Raw genomic sequence first — 20,923 nt, forward strand, 5'->3', positions numbered from 1 at the left:
TACCAATTACCAATTACCAATTACCAAAGACTAATGACTAATGACTAATGACTCAAACTTTTGCTTCCAAAGACTTGAGAAACTCGGTATTTACCCCCGACTCCCGCGTCATGGCAAGTTTTCCAGTCCGGGCAATTTCCTTAATCCCAAATTTATTCAGAACCTGGACAATTGCCACCATTTTACCCGGATCTCCCACAACTTCCAAAGTCAGCGTATCATCACCAATATCCACCACTCGCGCTCTAAAAATCTGAGCTAACTCAATGATTTCCGATCGCGTCCCGCTAGCAGCATTAACTTTCAGCAACATCAACTCCCGTTCCACACAGGGAATTTCCGTTATATCCTGAACTTTCAGCACGTTAATCAACTTGTACAGTTGCTTGGTCAACTGCTCGATAATCTGGTCATCTCCCGGTACAACCATCGTAATCCGAGACACTCCCACTTGCTCCGCCGGGCCCACGGTGAGACTTTCAATATTAAAACCCCGACGGGCAAACAAACCAGCAATTCGAGTGAGGACACCCGCTTCATCTTCAACTAAAACCGAAAGAGTGTGTTTCATTTCTCCAAAAAAGACGCATTTCGTGCAATTCTACTTTCGCCAATTCCCCTTTTAGCAGAACTGCACGGTCATTGAACCTTCATTAAACATTTTTTTAGTGTACGAACGTACACAATTCATTCCTAGAATAAAAACTATTCAGGTCTGGTGGCTGGCGAAAACTGCAATTTTGACACCAATTGGTGACAAAACTGCGAAGTACCAAGCCACCATAACTTACATAAAAACCCGGTGTTGCAGCGAAGGCATTTGGCGGCGGACTTGTTCTAGCCGATCGGGATTAATTTCCCCAATTTTGAGACCAATTAATCTCAAAATTCCTTCACAGAAAAACCCGGTGTTGCAGGGATGGCATTTGGCGGCGGACTTGTTCTAGTCGATCGGGATTAATTTCTGCAATCGCCACACCCGGTTCTTCTCCGGCATCCGCCAAAACCGCACCCCAAGGGTCTACAATCATCGCGTGACCGTGAGTTTGACGGCGGCCGTAGTGGTGTCCCGTCTGTGCCGGGGCGATCGCATAACAAGTATTCTCGATCGCCCTAGCTTGCAGCAACACCTTCCAGTGATCCTTGCCCGTGTATGCCGTAAACGCCGCCGGCACGAACAAAACATCAGCTCCCTTGTGCGACAAATGCCTGTACACTTCCGGGAACCGCACGTCGTAGCACACCGAAAGTCCCAGCGTCCCCAACTCCGGCGACACATAAACCTGCGGCAAATCTTCACCAGCTTTCACCGTGCTCGATTCCCTGTAAGTAATGCCGTCTGGCACATTCACATCAAACAAATGTACTTTTTTGTACCTTGCCAACTCGCTGCCGTTTGGGTCTACGAGCAGACAAGTATTGTATACCTTCCCGTTCTCGGTCGGCACCGGAAACCCTCCGCCCAGAATAGTTACCTGGAACCGCAGGGCCATCGTTTTGAGGAATTTTTCGCTTTGGAGTCCGATCGCCTCTGCTTGAGCAATTTTCTCCTCCTCTTCTCCCATAAACGAGAAATTTTCTGGTAAGGAAACTAACTCCGCACCCCGACGCACTGCCAGGTCGATTAATTCCTCTGCCTGTACCAAATTTTTTTGCAGGTCAGGCAAGCTAGTCATTTGAATTGCTGCGGCGAGATAAGACTTCATCGATTCACAATATTAGTCAATAGTCAGTTGTCATTAGTCATTAGTCATTAGTCATTGGTCATCAGTTATTGGTTATTGGTTATTGGTTATTGGTCATCAGTTATTGGTTATTGGTTCTTAGTACCTATGCCCCATGCCCCATGCCCCATGCCCTTAGTCATTGGTCATTGGTCATCAGTCATCAGTTATTGGTTCTTAGTACCTATGCCCAATTCCCAATTCCCTGCGCGGGCCAATTCCCTGCGCGGGCCAATTCCCTGCGCGGGCCCATTCCCTGCGCGGGCCAATTCCCTGCGCGGGCCCATTCCCCATTCCCAATGCTCACCTCATGTTATTGAGAAAGTCTATAGAGTTTGAGAGTTTTGATGTTTGAGTTTCAATTAACCTTTAACCGATCGCTCAAAACTCAAAACTCTCAACTTTTTTTCCTAGGTTTTGCGATCTAATTTCGCTCAAATTTTACGGCAGCGGATGGAAAAGCAAGTCTGGAAAAAAGCGGTTAAATTCAATCAAACCCGCAGCTTGGATTGAGATCCAGAGGATTGCCAATACTGGCGCGGTCGAAAGAAACTTGACAAAATATTGCATGAATTCTGCTCCTAAAACTTCGAGACAGTTGGTAATTTTCGGTCTACCGCTAATTGCTAATTTGCAGTTAATTGTTAGTTAACTACTTGCTATTAGCGCTGCTCCATTTCCCTATTTTAGCGGGGGGAAACAGTGATTTCGTCGTCCTTTGCAAACATTTCACCAGTGGTGATTTCTTTGAGGGCAGCCAGAGGCCACAAAACGCCGCTAAGCATACAGCTAATTGCCAAAGGAACGTCGATAATAATCTCTTTTTCCTCGGGAGTTGATGATTTTTTGGCTGTTTGCAAGTAAGCGCGGCCTACCCAACCAATCCAACCAGCAATATACAAGAACAGAGCGCTGGGAATCAAAAAGTCGCCAGCGAAACTCAAATTGCCGTCTACGATTAAGTGCGGGTATCCTTCCGGGCCGCACATCTCCGCAGAATAGCGATCGAATCGCGCTTTGGCAGATGCCGGATCACCATTTGTCGAACGCGCATTTTTAGCAAGTTCCTGGAATGCGGGAGAGTCCTTGCACGGCACCAAATTGTAAGCCGAAGCAACTGGAGCAAAACTCATCCACAAACTAACCACTAAAATTGCAGCAAACAATCGTCGCATGAAATTGTTTCCTTTTGTTACAAAACAATAAGTTTTTTTACAAGCATTTCAACTTGCCGATCGCGAATCCAGATTACCGCACTTGCTGAGAGTGTAAAGTCTCAATCATTGAGGCGGCAAAACCAATAAAATTAGGGATTCGCGTGTCATCAGTCAAGGCGCCAGCTAGCAATACTGCGAAGATATTCTACAGCTTGCATCGCTGCGCCTGGGCCTGTCCTTCGGGGGGCAGATGCTCCCGCTAGCTATAACCTGAGTACAAGTATAGCGGGGGACTTGCTCCGAATTAGTTAAGCTAGCAATAGCTAACCTATCAAATAAAATTACCAGTTAATGGCAACCATTTTCGCGATCGAAACAAGTTGTGACGAAACAGCAGCAGCAATTGTTAAGAATCGTCAAATTTATAGCAATGTTGTAGCATCACAAATTAAAATCCACGAGCAGTATGGTGGGGTAGTGCCAGAAGTGGCTTCGCGCAGTCACCTCGAAATGCTAAATCAGGTAATTGCCCAGTGTCTGAGTGAAGCCAACCTGAGTTGGTCAGAAATTGACGGGATTGCAGCGACTTGTGCCCCCGGTTTAGTAGGTGCATTGTTAGTGGGGCTAACAGCGGCAAAAAGCTTAGCAATAGTCCACCAAAAACCTTTTTTAGGTGTTCACCACCTCGAAGGACACATCTACGCTTCTTACCTTACCGAACCCGACTTGCAGCCGCCATTTTTGTGCCTGTTAGTTTCCGGGGGACACACCAGCTTAATTTACGTCAAAGATTGCGGCGTTTACGAAACTGTAGGACAAACACGCGACGATGCGGCCGGTGAAGCTTTTGATAAAGTCGCGAGATTGTTGCAGCTAGGATATCCGGGCGGGCCGCTGATTGACAAATTGGCAGCCCTGGGCAATCCCCAAGCATACCCCCTGCCCGAAGGCAGAATTTCGCTGCCGGGAGGTGGCTATCATCCCTACGATAGCAGTTTTAGCGGGTTGAAAACAGCAGTTTTGCAATTAGTGCAGAAACTCAAAAAACAAGATATTAATATCGGTGGCGAAGGCATTTTGGCTGCTTCTACAATTAATGATATTGCGGCGAGTTTTCAGGAAACAGTGGCTAAGAGTTTAACAAAAAGGGCGATCGGGTGTGCGATCGATTTCGGACTCAGCACAATTGTAGTCGGGGGCGGAGTTGCAGCAAACAGCGGACTGCGAAAACACTTACAAGCAGCAGCAACCAAACACAACTTGCGAGTATTGTTTCCGCCATTAAAATATTGTACGGACAACGCAGCAATGATCGGCTGTGCGGCGGCAGAACACTTGCAGCGAGGACACGCATCACCGCTGAATTTAGGAGCAAATTCGCGGATGGCCGTCAGCGATGTTATGCAATTGTACAAGAGTTGACTGTTATTTGTTATTTGTTGTTTGTTGTTTGTTATTTGTTGTTTGTTATTTGTTATTTGTTATTTGTTGTTTGTTGTTTGTTGTTTGTTATTTGTTGTTTGTTATTAATTGATAGCTAACAGTCAACAGTCAACAGCTAACAGTCAACAGCCAACAGTCAACAGCTAACAGTCAACAGCTAACAGTCAACAGTCAACAGTCAACAGTCAACAGCTAACAGCCAACAGCTAACAGCTAACAGCTAACAGCCAACAGTCAACAGTCAACCAAATCATGAAAATCCGATCCGCAGTAGAAAGCGATTTGCCAGCAATTGTTCAAATCTACAACGCAGCAATACCGGGCAGAATAGCCACAGCAGATTTAGAACCAGTCTCAGTAGAAAGCCGCCTCGCGTGGTACAGAGAACACCCTCCCAATTCCTGGCCGATTTGGGTAATGGAATCAGAACAAAATATTGTTGGCTGGCTGAGTTTTCAGCTTTTCTACGGACGCGCCGCCTATCAGCATACAGCAGAAATTAGCATCTACGTCGCGCCCGATCGCCAACGCTGCGGAATCGGACAAAAATTATTGCAATCGGCAATCGTGCGGAGTCCAGAATTGCAAATTAAAACCCTGATTGGCATGATTTTTGCCCACAATCAGCCGAGTTTAAGATTGTTCGAGAAATTTGGTTTTCAGCAGTGGGGATATCTGCCACAAGTCGCGGAACTTGACGGGGTTGAGAGAGATGTGATAATTCTCGGTTTGCGTTGTTTGTAGGGATTTAGGCGAAAGTCTTTCCGAAAGTGTCAACTTAAGATAAAAAAGCTGACAAAGCTTTTTTTGCATTTAAGTTGTCTGTTAAAAAACGATCGAACAATCATATCAATTCCGGTTGCACTCATACATGACTGTTGACTGTTGACTGTTGACTCGATTTTATTAGACCTCTTGCAACCGGAAACGATATCAGTGGGGCCCACTCCACAAGACTTTAAATAAAAATTACCAGACAAATTAGATGCAGACCAGCTTATCGGAAATCCGATCGCCCTCGCCTCGCATCCCTGGGTGGTTTCCCCAACTTGCGCCACATAATTGAGCTTGGATGGCGGCTTGTGCGCCCCATTCCTGAGAAAGGGCGACACACCAACGCCGGCGCGGAAAATTCGCGATCGCCCGATGCCCCGAACCGCCCCGGTATTCTGTCGATCGCCCCCAAACCACAACCTGTGCGAGAATATAGTTACGCTCACCCAGAACCCGCCCGCACTTAGGTGACAGGGGTTTTAGATCCGATCGCACCGCAATTGCCGATCGACACGCCAAACCCTCAAATCAGCACTCTTTAAATAGACTTCTGGCATAATTATTGTGGAACCTACATCTTGCTCGCTTACTGGCTTTTTAAGGAAAACTCTCATAGCGTCTCCCGCCTCCAACCACCCCCGAGGCGCGCCACTAAAAAATTATAAATGTATAATTTAATCGGCAACTACATATTTTTTATTTCTCATATTTAATTTTTATTCTCAAAGTAACACTTGTCGAAAAATCAAAAATATGTCTGAAATTCCGGCAAAAAGTTCCGCAGTGTTTCACAACAGCATCAGTGAGCTAGAGCAGGCGGAATCAGCCCTCGAACTCGCTTGGAACGAACTCGAAAAACAAACAGCAGAAACCATTGCTCAGATAGCCAAAACCGACGAAGCAAACGCACAGAAAATCAGCGATCGCTTGGCCTCGGCAAAACAACTGCGCCAGCAGCTTCAAACCCAAATACAACAAACCAACTCGCGCCTGGAATTTCACCTAAAAAACTCGCCAATGGCAGTTATAGAATGGGACAGCGAATATCGCGCAGTGCGGTGGTCGGCAATGGCCGAACAAATATTTGGCTGGAGTGCAGCAGAAGTAATCGGTAAACACTGGCAAGAATGGTCAATTGTTTATCCAGAAGACATCGAACGAGTGTCCGCCGCCACAAATCAACTGTTACAGAACAAAGAAGCGTGCAGCATTTGCCGCAACCGCAACTATACCAAAGATGGCTCGGTAATTTACTGCGAATGGTATAATTGTGCACTAATCGATGCAGAGGGAAAAGTAGTTTCAATTCTCTCTTTTGCTAGAGACATAACCGCACACCACCGCACTCAAGAAGAACTTCGCCAGCGCGAACAGGCATTCAGCGCGATCGCCGAAAACGCTACCGACATCATAGCCCGGTTCGACCGACAACTGCGCCACCTTTATATCAACCAAGCAGCGGAAGTTGTTACCGGAAAAACCCAAGCACAATTTATCGGCAAAACTACCAGCGAATTGGAACTCTCGCCGCAGTTGTGCAACCCATTAAACGCAGCTTGTTCCCAAGTTTTCAGCACAGGAAAACCAGAAACAATAGAATTTGACTATCCTACTCCCAGCGGCTCAAAATATTACCAGTGTCGAATTATTCCAGAATTTGCTGAGGACAATTCAGTAGAAACAGTTTTAGCGATCGTCCGCGAGTTCACAGAAATCAAACAAATTGAAGCTCAGTTGCGCCAAAGCGAGGCTCGATTTAGGCGCGTCGTGGATTCTAACATGATCGGGATTGTTTTTTGGAACATTAACGGCGAGATTACCGATGCCAATCAGGCTTTTTTAAACCTAGTAGGGTACAGGCGAGAACATTTATTTTTTCAAAAAATTGGCTGGCAAACAATGACACCGCCAGAGTACCGCAGCCTCGATCAAGAAAAAGTTGCAGAATTGGCAGCTAACAACACAAATACCCCTTTTGAAAAAGAATTCATCCGAGCCGACGGCAGCCGCGTGTCGGTGCTGCTAGGCTCTGCATTGTTAGAAGGGTCGCGGGAATTGGGAGTGAGTTTTGTACTCGATCTTACCGATCGCAAACAAGCCGAATTTGAGCTAGAAAAACAGCAAGAACTTTTAGAAAGCATCATTAAAACCATCCCCAACTTCCTGTACATTTACGACACAGAAGCACAGCAAAATATCTATGCAAATGCAGCCGTCACAGCCATGCTGGGCTACAGTCCCCAAGAATTGCAAGAGAGAGGTCCAGAAGTTGTCTCTAGCTTGATTCATCAGGAGGATATGCCCAAGTTAATTGCAGGTATGCAGCGGCTGGAAAACAGCACGAATCCCTACGAAACAGATGACATCGACTACAGAATTAAACACAAAAATGGGGAATGGCGCTGGGTTCACGATCGATCGACTATCTTCAAAAGAACGCCAGAGGGACAAATGAAGCAAGTAATCGGTTCCGTACTCGACATTACAGATCGCAAAAGGGCCGAAGAATGCTTACAGCAGCAAAACGAATTGCTGCAAACAATCTTCAATAACGTCCCAGTCATGCTGGCATTCTTAGATTCCCAGGGCGAATTAACTTGGGTAAACCGCCACTGGGAACAAGTGCTCGGCTGGAGTTTTGCAGAAACCAAAAACCGCGATATGTTGGCGGAATTTTATCCGCAGCCGGAATACCGACAACAGGTTTTGGAGTGGATTCAAGCAGCAACCGAACACTGGGGCGACTTCCAAACTAAAGTTAGAGACGGGCGAGTTATCGACACGACTTGGGCAAATGTTCGCCTCTCCGACGGCAGGTTAATTTGCATCGGTCAAGATATCAGCGACCGCAAGCGAGCCGAAGCAGAACTCCAACAGCTCAACGAAACTTTAGAAGCTCAAGTCGCCCAGCGTACCGCCGAACTACAGACTTTTTTCGATGCTTTACCCGATCGCATTTTTGTTGTTGAACGCGAAAATATGCGCCAGCGTTTTGTCAACAAATCAGTTGCCAAAATTGCTGGATTCAACAGCAGAACAGAGATGCAGGGAAAAACTGTTTTTGAATGTTTTCCCACCGAAATCGCTGAACAATTTTGCCTCGAAAATTTGCACGTATTTGAAACTGGCGAAACTCTGCATTACCAGGAAAAGTTTTTGATATCCGGTGGCATCACCTATTACGACACTTTTAAAATTCCGTTGAGAAATGTCGAGGGCGAGATTTATGCTTTAATTGGCACTTCTCGCGATATCACTGAGTTGATAAAGACGAAACAAGCTTTGTCGGAACGCACGGAGCAATTAGAGGCTGCCAATCAAGAATTAGAATCTTTTGGCTACTCGGTTTCTCACGACTTGCGCGCTCCTTTGCGCCATATTTCAGGTTTTGTTAGTGCTTTGAAAAAGCGGTTAGAATCGACTGAGGTTTTGAACGATCCTAAAATCGTTCATTACATTGAAATAATTGATGACAGCAGTCAAAAAATGAGCTTGTTGATTGACGGTTTGCTGGCTCTTTCGCGGGTGGGGCGCACCGAGTTGATCCAAGTTCCGATCGATCTTGCCCGTTTGGTGCAAACCGCGATTAAATTGAATAAATTCCGGACTGTAGCAGAGCAGCCGGAAACTTCTGACAGCAAAGTTGAATTTACTGTCGGAGATTTGCCGGGGGTGATGGGAGATCCAACCTTGCTGCAACAGGTGTTCAGCAACTTGATCGACAACGCCGTCAAGTTCAGCCGCGGACGCAATCCGGCTACAATAGTGATTGATGCTTTACCGGACGGAACAATTTTTGTCAAGGATAACGGGGTGGGTTTTCCGATGGAATATGCCGATCGGCTGTTTGGAGTTTTTCAGAGGCTGCACTCGCCGAGAGAATTTGAAGGTACCGGCATCGGTTTGGCGATCGTGCAGCGGATTATTCACCGCCACGGCGGCACGATTTGGGCAAGGAGCGTACCTAGTCAAGGAGCCACGTTTTACTTTAAACTAAGCCAAACAATCTCAAACGGTAATAGAGATTCGTAAGTTACCGTTATAGTAGTTTTTAATTCATTAAGCTGTTGTGGCATTTAAATTTTATGTAAAAAACAATAAAACTATTGTGGGGTGGGATCGCTCGCGTGCCCTGAATATGCAATGTTTATTTGTGCAACAGCTTATTTCCAACTATTATACATTTAAACTAAGTCACAGTCGGTTCTGTCTGGGAACATCTCTGTTTTGTATTTGTAGTGCGAGCGAGGACGATCCGCAGGCGTTAAGATAATAATTTTACGTAAAATTCTCCAGTTCGGTCAGCCCTGGATTACGGGTAATAAATAATTCTTAGAGAGGATAAATATTTTACCTAAAAACTATTGATAATCGGAAAAAACTCAACCAAGATTACTTCAGAAAATGACATTTATCAACCAAATAAAACAAATTCAAACATTCCGAATACCTTATGTTAAATAGAAATGAGACCAACAATCTACTAAAACTGGCAGATGAATCAACATTAAAATTGTTGATTGTAGAAGACATGGCAGAAGATATGGAATTAATAGCGCTCGCCCTAGAAGCAGGGGGAGTAAACTTTAATTGCGACACTGCCCAAACAGCGACAGAGTGCAGAGAACTGCTCCAAAAATACAAGTACGATGCGGTGCTGTCAGATTACCGCCTCCCCGGCTTCAACGGTTTAGAAGTCTTGAAATTCATGCAGGAATTAGGACAAAATATACCATTTATTTTAGTAACGGGAAGTTTGGGAGAAGAAGCGGCAGTTGAGTGCATCAAAGCAGGCATGACCGATTACGTATTAAAAGGACGGCTGTTTAGGTTGCCAACAGTATTAGAACGATCGCTCCAAGAATACAAAATGCGGCGCCAGCAGCAAGAGGCGATCGCCCAAATTCAGCGGCAAGCGACTCGTGAGGCGATCGTCAACCGCATCGTCCAAGCCATGCGCTTCACCCTCGTACTCGACGAAGTGCTGCAAACCACCGCAGATCAACTGCACGAAGCACTCAAAAGCAGCGGCTGCGCCATATTGCAGCCAAATGCCGAAGGCCGGATCGTAGTTCGCTACATCAGCAAAGCCGCCAACAAACAATCGCTGCTGGGGCTAAATTGTGCATTTGCCGAACACTACCAAACCTCTCTGGCGGCTGGAGAAACCGTCGTCCTCGACGAGTTATCGAGTCTGTGTGGAGAACTGCAATCGCTATCAAAGTTGATAGATTTTCGCGCCGTCACGATCGCACCGCTGCTTTACAATCAGTCATTTTTGGGAGGAATTAGCCTCTACCAGTGCGATCGCGCCCGTTGTTGGAGTCCTGAAGAACTATCCCTAGTCAAAGCCATAGCCGATCAGTGCGCGATCGCGATCCACCAAGCCGAACTCTACCAAAGGGCCCAAACCGAACTCGCAGAACGCAAGCGCGCCGAAGCAGAAGTCCGCGGCATCCAGCAGCAGCTAGCCACAATGGCAGCCAACATTCCCGGCTCAGTCTACCGCGTCGCGCTGCATCCAGACGGCACAATGTCCATCCCCTACATCAGTCCCGGGGTGCGCGAACTTACTGGGTTCGATCCCCAAGAAGTAATGGCGCGCCCGGAAATGTTGACCGAAATCATTCATCCAGAGGACAAAAGAGTCTTTGACAGCAACGTAACAGCATCGAGCGGCAGTCTGCAGCCCTGCGATCGCCAGTACCGGATCGTGTTGAATTCCGGCAAAGTCAAGTGGGTGCAAGACAGCGCCAGATTTTCTCAAAACGAAAATGGGTACACTGTTATAGACGGAGTAGCACTCGACATCAGCGATCGGAAATTTGCCGAATCAGCCCTGCGAGAAAGCGAACAGCGATTTCGATCGCTGATTGAAAATGCCACAGACATCACGATCATTCTCGACGGCGAAGGTATATTTCGCTACATCAGCCCCTCAGTCAAGCGAATTTTAGGATACGCGCCCCACCAGGCGATCGGGCGCAGCGCCCTAGGGGCAGTTCACCCCGACGACTGCGCCGCGATCGCCCAAACCCTCCACAAAACCATTGAAAACCCCAAAAGAAGCCAGTCCCCACTCGAATACCGAGTCCGCCACCGCAACGGTTCTTGGTGTTATCTAGAAGCTGTAGCCACCAACTTGCTGCACGATCCGGCAGTCAAGGGAATCGTGATCAACTGTCACGACATCACTGGGCGCAAAAAAGCCGAGGAACAACTGCTGCACGACGCTTTTCATGATGCGCTTACCGGATTGCCCAACAGAGCGCTATTTATCGATCGGCTCGAACACGCTCTGAGGCTGGCAAAACGGCGCACAGACTACTTGTTTGCCGTGCTGTTTCTCGATTTAGATCGATTTAAAGTAGTCAACGATTCCCTCGGTCACACGATCGGCGATCAACTCTTATTCGCGATCGCCCGCCGTCTAGAAACTTGTCTCAGAGCCGGAGATACAGTCGCCCGCCTCGGAGGAGACGAGTTCGTGCTTTTGCTAGAAGACATCGACGGCGTAAATGAAGCTAGTAGCATTGTCAACCGCCTGCAACAGCAAATCACCTCCCCCATCCTGCTAGAGGGACACGAAGTATTTATCACCGCCAGCATCGGCATTGCTTTGAGTTCTGACGAATACCTGGAACCGACCAACCTGCTGCGCGACGCTGACACCGCCATGTACCGCGCCAAAGAACTCGGCCGAGCCCGACACGAAGTTTTCAACAGTTCCATGCACGCCCACGCTTTGCGGCTGTTGCAGCTAGAAAACGATTTGCGGCGGGCGATCGAATCAATTAGAGACCGGGCCATAGAATCAGACTCTACCCGATCGCCCCGATCGGCCTTACCTCCCTTATCCGCAGCCCCCCAGTTTATCATTCACTATCAGCCGATCGTCAGCATCGCCAATAACACAATTATCGGTTTTGAGGCCCTAGTACGCTGGCAGCATCCAGAACGAGGCTTAGTTTCGCCCAACGAATTTATTCCGATCGCCGAAGAAACCGGATTAATCGTAGCCCTCGGCCGCTGGGTACTGCGAACAGCTTGCCAACAAATCCGCCAGTGGCAGCAACTATTTCAAAACAACCCGCCCTTAAGCGTCAACGTCAACCTTTCAGTCAAACAATTTTCACAGCCAGATTTAATCGAATACATCGATCTAGTTCTCCAAGAAAGTCAGCTTGAGGGCAGCAGTTTAAAACTAGAAATTACCGAAAGCGTACTCATAGAAAATTCCGACTCAGTAACAGCAATGCTGGGGGAGCTTAGAGCCAGAAACATCAACCTGTGCATCGACGACTTCGGCACCGGCTATTCATCCCTCTCCTACCTGCACCGCTTCCCCACCAACACCTTAAAAATAGACCGCTCTTTTGTCAGCCGAATGGGAGACGAGTTCAACCAGGGCAAAGGAGGCATTGATCCCACAGAAATTGTGCGGTCGATCGTCACTTTATCGCACAATTTGGGCATGGATGTGGTAGCCGAAGGAGTCGAACAAGCCTCGCAGCTATCTATACTCAAAGGATTAAAATGCGAGTTCGCCCAGGGATTCTTTTTCTCAAAGCCAGTAGACTCTCAAACAGCAGCAACCCTGATCCGACAGCAAGCAGAAAATCAGAATTTACAGACATTAAGTTTGTTAGAAAAAGGCAATTAAAAAAAGCATGGGCCCGGGCTCGCAGACAACCGTCAACAATTCCGGTATGAGTGCAACCGGAATTGATATGACTACTAACTAAAAAAAGGCAGGGCGACAATAAATGTAGTACCTTTACCGATCGCAGTTTCCACACTTATTGTACCGCCGTGCAGGTCAACTATGTGTTTGACAATGCAGAGTCCCAAACCAGAGCCTTTAATTTTACCTACATTCTCGCCCCGCTCAAACTGCTGAAATAGTTTTCTTTCATATTCCGCTGTCATTCCAATTCCTTCATCTCGAACTGCAAATATTATTTGCTCGTTTTCGCAGATTAATTCTAAAGTGACATTGCCGCCGTTGGGAGAATATTTAATAGCATTTGAAACCAAATTAGTCAGCAGGTGGTGCAGCAATTTTGCATCGAGATTAGCGTGCACTGGCTCTGTTTTGGTAGCAAAAGTTAGGAGGTGTTTGTCACTGAGAATCGGTTGCAGTTCTTCTAAAACCGAAGCGCAGAAATCAGTCACATTTATCTGATTTAAATTCAATGAAACTTTACCTGACTCTGCTTTGCTGATCATTAAAATATCCTCCAGCAATCCACTCATGTTGCTGACCGCTTTTTTAATGCGATCGATATTTTTGTTTTTCGTTCCTGGCAAGTTCATAAACTCGCAATCTTCCAGCATTTCAGCCGATAGCTGTATGGTAGTTAAAGGAGTGTTTAAATCGTGGTATGCCATTGAAATAAATCGCGATCGGTTGTCGCTTTTTGTGGCTGCTAGTGCCAGAAGTGTTTGCATATTAACTGCTTCTTGATGTTTGCTCAGCACTATCTTGATGGTGGCGTGCAGTTCTCTTTCTTTAAACGGTTTGAGCAGGTAGCCGTAAGAACCAGTATTTTCGGCTCGCTGCAAAGTTTCGTCGTCTGCATAGGCAGTTGTATAGATAATTGGGATATCTAGTTTCTGATTAATTATTGCTGCTGTTTCTATGCCGTCAATCTCGCCTTTGATGACTATATCCATTAAAATTAAATCTGGTTTCATTTCGACTGCGCGATCGATGGCGTCGGCTCCAGAAGAAACGATGCCGACGATTTGATATCCCAACTTCTCTAATTTTAAAGATAAGTTCTTGGCAATCAATAATTCGTCTTCGACTATCAAAATATTAATTGCTTTAAATTTAAGATCCATAACTCTAAAACCTTTGAACGTAATTTAGTTCGTTGAATGTTAAGTGAAATTCTGTGCCGGTTTGTCTTGAGAGTTCGATGGTTCCTTCTAACTGTTGGGTTAAAGTGCAAACAACTTGAAAGCCCATCGAGTTAGTTTTCCGAAAATCTAAGTTTTGAGGAAAGCCCGTACCGTTGTCCTTAACGAAGAGGTGGATTTGCCGATCGCCCGTTTGATAGCATTTTACACTAACTGTACCGCTCGTACCATTAGGAAAAGCGTGTTTCAGGGTATTTGAGACCAATTCATTAGCAATTAAGCCACAGGGAGTAGCAGTCTCAAGATTTAGGGAAATTGGTTCGGCTATTACCTGCAACTGAATGCGGTTGTCACTAATATTATAAGAGTGAAACAAATTAGTTACCAAATCTTCGAGATATTCGCTAAAATTAATTTGCGCCTGGTTGGTCGATTTGTAAAGTTTTTCGTGAATCAAAGCCATAGAGTACAGGCGGTTTTGACTTTCTTCAAACATTTTAGCTAATTGCGTGTCGGCAACGGTGTTAGATTGCAATTCTAGTAAACTGGCAACTACGCAGAGGTTGTTTTTGACGCGGTGGTGAATTTCTTTGAGCAAAATCTCTTTCTCTTTGAGGGAGTTTTTCAAATTTGCTTGTGCTTGTTTGCGATCGCTCAGTTCAGCTTCCAGTTGCTGGTAGAGTAGAGATTGCTGAATGGCGATCGCCAATTGATTGATCAACTGATGAAATAAATTGATTTCCCATTCTTGCCAATCCCTGGGCTCGTCGCACTGGTGTGCAATCAGCAATCCCCAAAGTTTGCCGTGCTGAATAATAGGCACGACTAACTTTGCCTTAACTTGAATTTCTTTCATAAACTCCAGCATACAAGGTTCTATGGAGGAGTTATCTAGTTCGGAGATTGCACAAATTCGCCCTTGCAAATAAAGCTGATAACTGTCGGTAGGAAAAATCTCTTCGCCAAAATATCTATCCACCAGTGGACTGCATCCTTCTGCCACCGCTTCGGCAATGACTCGACCGCCTTCGAGCAAGATTTGATAAACCAAAACTCGATCGGCTAACAATACTTGCTGGAGTTCGGCAACCGTAGTGTTGAGAATTTCATCTAGTTGTAAAGACTGGCGGACGCGGCGGGCGATCGCCTCCACCAGCCGTTCTTGCTCGAACTGCTGCCTCAGAGCGATTTCGGCCTGTTTAGAATTGCTGATATCAGCCGCGTAACCAATAATTTCGAGCGGTTTTCCCCTGCTATCTACCAATAGTTTGATTTCCGTCCGCAGCCAGCGGTAAAGTCCGTCTCTGTGTAGAATTCTGTACTCTAAAATACGATTTTTTTTATCCGACAAATTAGCAAAGTTTAGGATAAATTGCGTGCGGTCTTCCGGGTGAACGCGACTCGACCAAAAGTGAGAATCTGCTAACAGCTTTTGAGGCTCGTAGCCAAAAATAGTTTTCACGTTGTCGCTAATATAAGTAGTAGCGAAATCCCCTCTCGGTTCCACAGTAAAAATTACCGCCGGATTGAAGGCTAGCAAAAATTGTAACCGTTCTTTTAACTGTTGCAATTCCATTTCTGCCCGCTTACGATCGCTGATATCTTCCATCGCCGCCATGCTGTAAAGAGGAATACCTTCGCTGTCGCGGATCAGCGTCACCGTCAAGTTAGCCCACATCAGCTCGCCATTCTTCTTAATCAAGCGTTTTTGTATCCCGAAACGAGAAATTTTGCCCTCGATTAACTGCTTGACTTGCTCTATATCTGCTTCTACATCTTCTGGATGCGTGAGCTCAAAAAAAGTCATGTTGGCAAACTCCGCATCGCTGTAGCCCAGCATCTGCCGATGAGCTTCATTCACTTGAATGGTGCGGTAGTCGCGCACGCTTGCCAAACCGAGCGCGATCGGCGCATCATCAAATAAGTTGCGAAACTTTTCCTCGCTTTTTTGCAATGCAGCTTCTGTGTTTTTCCGAACAGTAATGTCTCGGGCAACCCACATCACCCGATCGACTCCCAGCGGCGAAATACTCGCATCAAACCAGAATAACTTGCCCTCAATTTCCATGCTGTATTCAACCCTGTGGGTTTGCCGAGATGCCAAGGTTTGGCGAATGTGGCCGAGGGCAAAATTAGCTTCTGCTTCTGAGAAGATTTCCGCGAGGGTTTTGCCCAGCACTTCAGCAGCCGGTTTGTACAGCAGTTCGGGGGCCGTGGGGGCGACTTTGAGGTAGCGGCCGCTGCCGTCGAAAACCATCACAATATCCGTCATCGCATTAAACAGCGCCAGCAGTTCGGCTTCGGAGTTTTGCAGTTTTTCTGCGGTCAATTTGCGATCGGTAATGTCGGTGTCAGTCCCGATCAGCCGGCAGGCTTTGCCCTCGGGCGATCGAACAGCAGTCCCGCGGGCAAGCATCCAGCAGGTGCTACCGTCTTTGCACAGCATCCGGTGTTCGACTTCAAAAATTTCTGTCACACCCTCTAGATAAGCATTTACTGCTGCCCCGACGGCAACTCGATCGTCGGGATGAACCGCAGATCCCCAATGTTCCATGTAGTTGGGAATCTCTGCGTCTTGATAGCCCAACAAAGCTTTTAAAGACGGATCAACATAGATTTCGTCGGTTTCCAAATTCCAGTCCCAAACCCCCACTTTGCCCGCGGATACTGCCAGTTCGTAAAATTTAGTCCGCTGCTGGACTTGCACTTCTAACTCTGCATTGAGTTGTTGCAAAGCGATTTCTGCTTGTTTGCGATCCGTGACATCTCGGCCCACAGCTTGATACTCGACAATTTGTCCGCTTTCGTCAAAGATAGCCCGATCGCTCCACTGCTGAGTGCGAATTTCCCCGCTCGGCAAAATTACCCGCTGTTGGCAACTAAAAACAGGCTTTTCGAGAGACAGTAAATTATATTGCTCCATCAGAGATTCTCGGTCTTCCTCTAAAATCAGCGACATAAAGCTGTTACCCAGCAAGTCTTCTGGTTGCACGCCAAAATAGCGACAGCAAGCTTGATTGACAAATGTGATTTTGCCGTCGGGGAGGTAGCGGCAAATCAATTCCGTTTGGTCTTCCACAATCGCCCGGTAGCGGGCTTCGCTCTCTTGCAGAGCATTTTGGCGGTCGATCACTTGTTTTGCGATTTTTGACTGGTTTTCTAAGAGTTCACACTGTTTTTGCTGAAATTTTACAACTTCTTGCTGCAACATTGTGACGAGGCGGTAAATTTCTGGGCGAATCCTGGCTTCGGTGACTGAGCCTACTGGCTGACCTTGTTCGTCTACAATTGGCAAGCAATCGATCGAGTGTTGACAAAATAGCTTATAGGCGGTAAAAATATCGGTAAATTCTGATTCTTTTAAAACTATTAAATTCTCGGTCATTGCATCGGCGACGTTCATTTCTTGCCATCGGGATTCTGCGGCTAGGTTGAGCGCGTCACCGGGGCTTAGCACTCCGACTAGCTGATTTCGATCGACAACTAAGAGGGAACTAATCGATGTTTTTACCACTGCGTTTGAGTCGGGCGGTGAATTCGGCAGCCGACAAGAGTTTTTCGCCGGACGCATCAGAGCGATCGCCTCTGGGAGGGAAGTTGAGGGCGCAACCGTTACAGGATGGCGATCGACAAACCGGGCGGGCGATCGTAAATTTGCCGATAAATTAGCAAGTTCCATAAACCTTGGCATAAAAGTATTGGTAATTAACTTTAATAACACTTTTCGCCATCAGCCAGCACTCACAAGTCATAGGATTTCCAGTTGAACTCCTTCGGAATAGTTGACTGTTGACTCTATTTTATGATTGCGATGCAACCGGAAACGATATCGCCGCCTAAAATTTAAGGCTAATTAAATAAGTAAATTATCACACATACAGCGTATTCCAGGTTTATGAAGTACACACTCCTAACCGGGTTTCTGTACAGTTCTCGCATCATTACTGATTCTGTTCTGTGAAACCCGGTTTCTCACTCTCTACATCTACATAAAATATGCTGTATAGCGGTTCTCAATCGTTGTGAGGTATGCCCTGTTTGGCCAATTCCCAGCAGCACCTCATCTTTCTGAGAAATCCTATACCTTATTTTCTGCCAACGAGCAAATAAGTTTTCATTGGTCCTTTTCCTTTAACATCAATAATTCCCCGCTCCTGAAACAAATATTTCCCCTCCAATAACTTATAAGTAGTTTCGCTGACTTGAATCTGCCAAGACAAACCGTGAGATTCCATCCGAGAAGCAATATTTACCGTGTCCCCCCACAAATCATAAATAAACTTTTTAATCCCAATTACTCCCGCAACAACCGGGCCACTGTGGATGCCGACACGGATGCTAAAATATTTCCGATTCTCAGCATTAAACCCAGCTATTTCTGTTTGCATATCTAGGGCCATTTGGGCGATCGCCTCAGCGTGGTCAGCCCGGGGATTCGGCAGCCCTCCCGCCACCATGTACGCATCGCCGATCGTCTTGATTTTCTCTAAGCCGTGCTGTTCGCACAACAGGTCGAATCTTGAGAAAATCTGATTGAGGAGTTCCACAAGCTCGATCGGATTCATGTGAGCAGACAAAGGTGTAAACCCCACAATATCTGCAAACAAAACAGTCACTGCTGGAAAATATTCAGCAATAGTAGTTTCATCTTCCTTCAAGCGTTCTGCTATTGCCTTCGGCAAAATATTTAACAGCAGTTTTTCTGATTTTGCTTGTTCTTCTCGCAGTGCATTTTCTGCTTGCTTGCGTTCGGTAATATCGTGATAACTCCAAACTCTGCCGATAATTTGGTCTCCCAGCCGCTGCGGTTCCGAATAGCGTTCAAAAAATCTACCATCTTGAAATTCCAACAAGTCAAAACTTTCAGCTTCTGGCTGCTCGTAAAGCGATTCTATTCTGTCTTGGAATGCTTGCGGATCTTTGAGTTGGTTCAGCACAAAGGCGATCGCTGTAGCGTCGTCTCGCAGCGCCATCACTTCATTAGGTATGCCCCATATTTCCACAAATTCTCGATTGAAACTGACTATTTTTCCGCTCCTGTTAATCGCTAAAATACCGTCAGCAGTAGAATCAAACGTTGCTTGCAGCAAAGACACAGATTGTGCTAAAGCATCTTCCGCCATTTTGCGATCGGTAATGTCTCGCAAAATAGCGCGAATCGCTACTAGCGAACCTTCCGCAAATTTACAGCTTATGCTGCCTTCGAGCAAAATTTGTTCGGAAGATTTCGTAATAAATATTACTTCGACCGAATCGGGATAAAATGTATGTTCGTTGAAATCTTTTTTAGTAATAGCTTGATATAATATATCCAGAGAGTCTTGCGAACTGTTAGGATGAATGATATCAAAAACAGTCATTTGAGCAATTTCTGCTTCGCTGTAGCCCAGAGTTTCCCGCCAAGCCCGATTTACATACAAAAAATGACCGTCGGCTCCAATACTTTGAATTAAATCAGTAGCATTTTCAAATAAATCTCGCAATTGTTCTTCGCTTTCCCGCAAAGCTATTTCGGCTTGCTTTCGCTTGATAAATTGACCGATTTGACTGCCGATTGTAGCCATTGTCTGGAGCAATTCTTCATCAGCATACCGCACTTTACAGCTAAATAAAGTCATCACCCCCAACACAGATTTATCCGAATTTTCCTGCTCGTAGTCGCCCAAAATGGGGAAGGCAAATGCTCCGTGCAGTCCTTCGGCGATAGCGATTTCTCGGCGCAGAAAATAGCCGCTTTCTGTGACATCTGCAATCCACTGAGGAGAACCGCTGGCCCAAGCGAGACCGGGCAATCCTTCACCTAACCCGCAGGTCATTTGTTCGCCAAATTCGGCAAATCTGGGGATAGAAACTGAGCCTTTTGTCCAACTGGCCGCGCACCTGAGCAAATTGGGGTCAGAAACCGCAGTTATTCTCTTACTTCCTGACACTAGTTTTTCTCCAGCTTCTGGCATCCAAAGTTCGACTGTATCCCATTCCAAGGTGTCGCAAATTACGGGTAAAATTGCTGTTAAAGCTTTTTTGATTGTTTCGGATGTAGACAGGATACGAGTGGTGACGTACTGAGCTAATTTTCGCTTGCGGGCTCGTTCTCTATCTGTAATATCGCGGCCGATGTACACGAAATCTTGGAGGGCGGCTGTTGTTTCATAAATCCCTTGAATTTCACTCGAAATCGCCGTACAGGAAAAGGCAATTGTGAGATTTTCTCCGGTTTTTGCCGTGCAAACTACTTCGACATTGGTTTGAGAGGGTTGAGGTTGCTCTTGGCTGACTGCTTGCAAAGATTCACCCTCAGCAGCAATAGTGTCTATTTGCTGACCTACTAATTCTGATTCGCTGTAACCGAACAAATTTCGAGCAGCTTGATTGACTTTTTTGATCTTTCCCGATGCCGTTGTTACAAACAAAACTTCAGCCATTGAAGTAATAATCTTTTCAACATAATTATTAGTAGCGGCTAAGGTACTCAATAAAATATTCATTTCATTGGTAGCTTGAACTAGAGTTTGTTCCAAACCCATCCTGTCGGTTACATCTTCAAAAAATACAATTAATCTCTGAGCATTATCGTCATTGCTGAGTTCAACGATATACATATCAAAATAAAGCCGCGAGCCATTTTCTAATACCCGAGTTATCGCTTTTAATTCAAAGTTTGGCAACCGCCCTTCAAAAATATCGATTAAAATTTCTTCAGTTCCTATCAATTCTGGAAAGGGAGTGCGGACATCGTTGCCGGCCACTACCTCCTCGGCGCAGTCGCCAAAGCGCTGCACTTTGAGAGATGTTTCTTGGATTAAAAAGTCTCTATCCAGTGCTAGGTACTCCAAGTGGTGGGGAACCAACAGTTTTTTTAACAGGGTTTTCATGTTGGATTTTTAGTAGTGAACGTGCCCTCTATTCCTGATAGTTATCAATCAGTAGATTTTAGATTTATATCCTGTCCTATCGACTATC

Annotated in this window: 13 protein-coding genes and 1 pseudogene; 5 read left to right on the forward strand and 9 right to left on the reverse strand. The window is 46.0% G+C overall.

Annotated features, from left to right (window positions below):
* Positions 1-52: 52 nt before the first annotated feature.
* The 5 genes and pseudogenes from ilvN to IQ270_RS03955 all read right to left on the reverse strand — a co-directional run bounded on the left by ilvN (position 53) and on the right by IQ270_RS03955 (position 2,899).
* On the reverse strand, positions 53-571 hold the full coding sequence (gene ilvN / locus IQ270_RS03935; RefSeq protein WP_193971954.1) for an acetolactate synthase small subunit: 519 nt from the start codon (positions 569-571) through the stop codon (positions 53-55).
* A gap of 216 nt (positions 572-787) precedes the next feature.
* A pseudogene (locus IQ270_RS03940) lies at positions 788-874 on the reverse strand (carbon-nitrogen hydrolase family protein); the annotation flags it as partial.
* A 19-nt stretch (positions 875-893) separates the two neighbouring features.
* A complete protein-coding gene (locus tag IQ270_RS03945; RefSeq protein WP_193971955.1) occupies positions 894-1,706 on the reverse strand; it encodes a carbon-nitrogen hydrolase family protein in 813 nt (270 codons plus the stop codon).
* Between the two features lie 459 nt (positions 1,707-2,165).
* Positions 2,166-2,294, reverse strand: coding sequence for a photosystem I reaction center subunit IX (psaJ, locus tag IQ270_RS03950; protein WP_193971956.1), 129 nt, complete (start codon positions 2,292-2,294; stop codon positions 2,166-2,168).
* A 116-nt stretch (positions 2,295-2,410) separates the two neighbouring features.
* Positions 2,411-2,899, reverse strand: a complete 489-nt coding sequence (locus tag IQ270_RS03955) for a Photosystem I reaction center subunit III (RefSeq protein WP_193971957.1) — start codon at positions 2,897-2,899, stop codon at positions 2,411-2,413.
* A gap of 333 nt (positions 2,900-3,232) precedes the next feature.
* Here IQ270_RS03955 and tsaD point away from each other — a divergent pair, with 333 nt between their 5' ends.
* From tsaD to IQ270_RS30675, 3 genes are all read left to right on the forward strand, one after another.
* On the forward strand, positions 3,233-4,303 hold the full coding sequence (tsaD, locus tag IQ270_RS03960; RefSeq protein ID WP_193971958.1) for a tRNA (adenosine(37)-N6)-threonylcarbamoyltransferase complex transferase subunit TsaD: 1,071 nt from the start codon (positions 3,233-3,235) through the stop codon (positions 4,301-4,303).
* A gap of 273 nt (positions 4,304-4,576) precedes the next feature.
* A complete protein-coding gene (locus IQ270_RS03965) occupies positions 4,577-5,068 on the forward strand; it encodes a GNAT family N-acetyltransferase (protein ID WP_193971959.1) in 492 nt (163 codons plus the stop codon).
* Positions 5,069-5,406: 338 nt separating this feature from the next.
* Entirely contained in the window at positions 5,407-5,565 is a 159-nt protein-coding gene (locus IQ270_RS30675) for a hypothetical protein (protein ID WP_228056063.1), read from the forward strand.
* A gap of 12 nt (positions 5,566-5,577) precedes the next feature.
* On the opposite strand, the gene IQ270_RS31795 is transcribed toward IQ270_RS30675, so the two are convergent.
* A complete protein-coding gene (locus IQ270_RS31795) occupies positions 5,578-5,712 on the reverse strand; it encodes a hypothetical protein (protein WP_255532363.1) in 135 nt (44 codons plus the stop codon).
* A 139-nt stretch (positions 5,713-5,851) separates the two neighbouring features.
* On the opposite strand from IQ270_RS31795, the gene IQ270_RS03975 reads away from it, so the two are divergent.
* Both IQ270_RS03975 and IQ270_RS03980 read left to right on the forward strand, forming a co-directional pair.
* Positions 5,852-9,130: a PAS domain S-box protein gene (locus IQ270_RS03975; protein ID WP_193971961.1), complete on the forward strand. Its 3,279-nt coding sequence runs from the start codon at positions 5,852-5,854 to the stop codon at positions 9,128-9,130.
* A gap of 421 nt (positions 9,131-9,551) precedes the next feature.
* Positions 9,552-12,761, forward strand: a complete 3,210-nt coding sequence (locus IQ270_RS03980; RefSeq protein ID WP_193971962.1) for an EAL domain-containing protein — start codon at positions 9,552-9,554, stop codon at positions 12,759-12,761.
* A gap of 74 nt (positions 12,762-12,835) precedes the next feature.
* Here IQ270_RS03980 and IQ270_RS03985 read toward each other — a convergent pair whose 3' ends face one another.
* The 3 genes from IQ270_RS03985 to IQ270_RS03995 form a co-directional block, all read right to left on the reverse strand.
* Positions 12,836-13,945 (reverse strand): ATP-binding protein, encoded by a 1,110-nt coding sequence (locus IQ270_RS03985; RefSeq protein ID WP_193971963.1) that lies wholly within the window; start codon positions 13,943-13,945, stop codon positions 12,836-12,838.
* A gap of 4 nt (positions 13,946-13,949) precedes the next feature.
* Entirely contained in the window at positions 13,950-17,654 is a 3,705-nt protein-coding gene (locus IQ270_RS03990) for a PAS domain S-box protein (RefSeq protein WP_228056064.1), read from the reverse strand.
* 394 nt (positions 17,655-18,048) lie between these two features.
* Positions 18,049-20,835, reverse strand: a complete 2,787-nt coding sequence (locus IQ270_RS03995; RefSeq protein ID WP_193971964.1) for an adenylate/guanylate cyclase domain-containing protein — start codon at positions 20,833-20,835, stop codon at positions 18,049-18,051.
* Positions 20,836-20,923 lie beyond the last annotated feature (88 nt).

This window comes from Microcoleus sp. LEGE 07076 (assembly GCF_015207455.1).
GTDB lineage: Bacteria > Cyanobacteriota > Cyanobacteriia > Cyanobacteriales > Microcoleaceae > Microcoleus.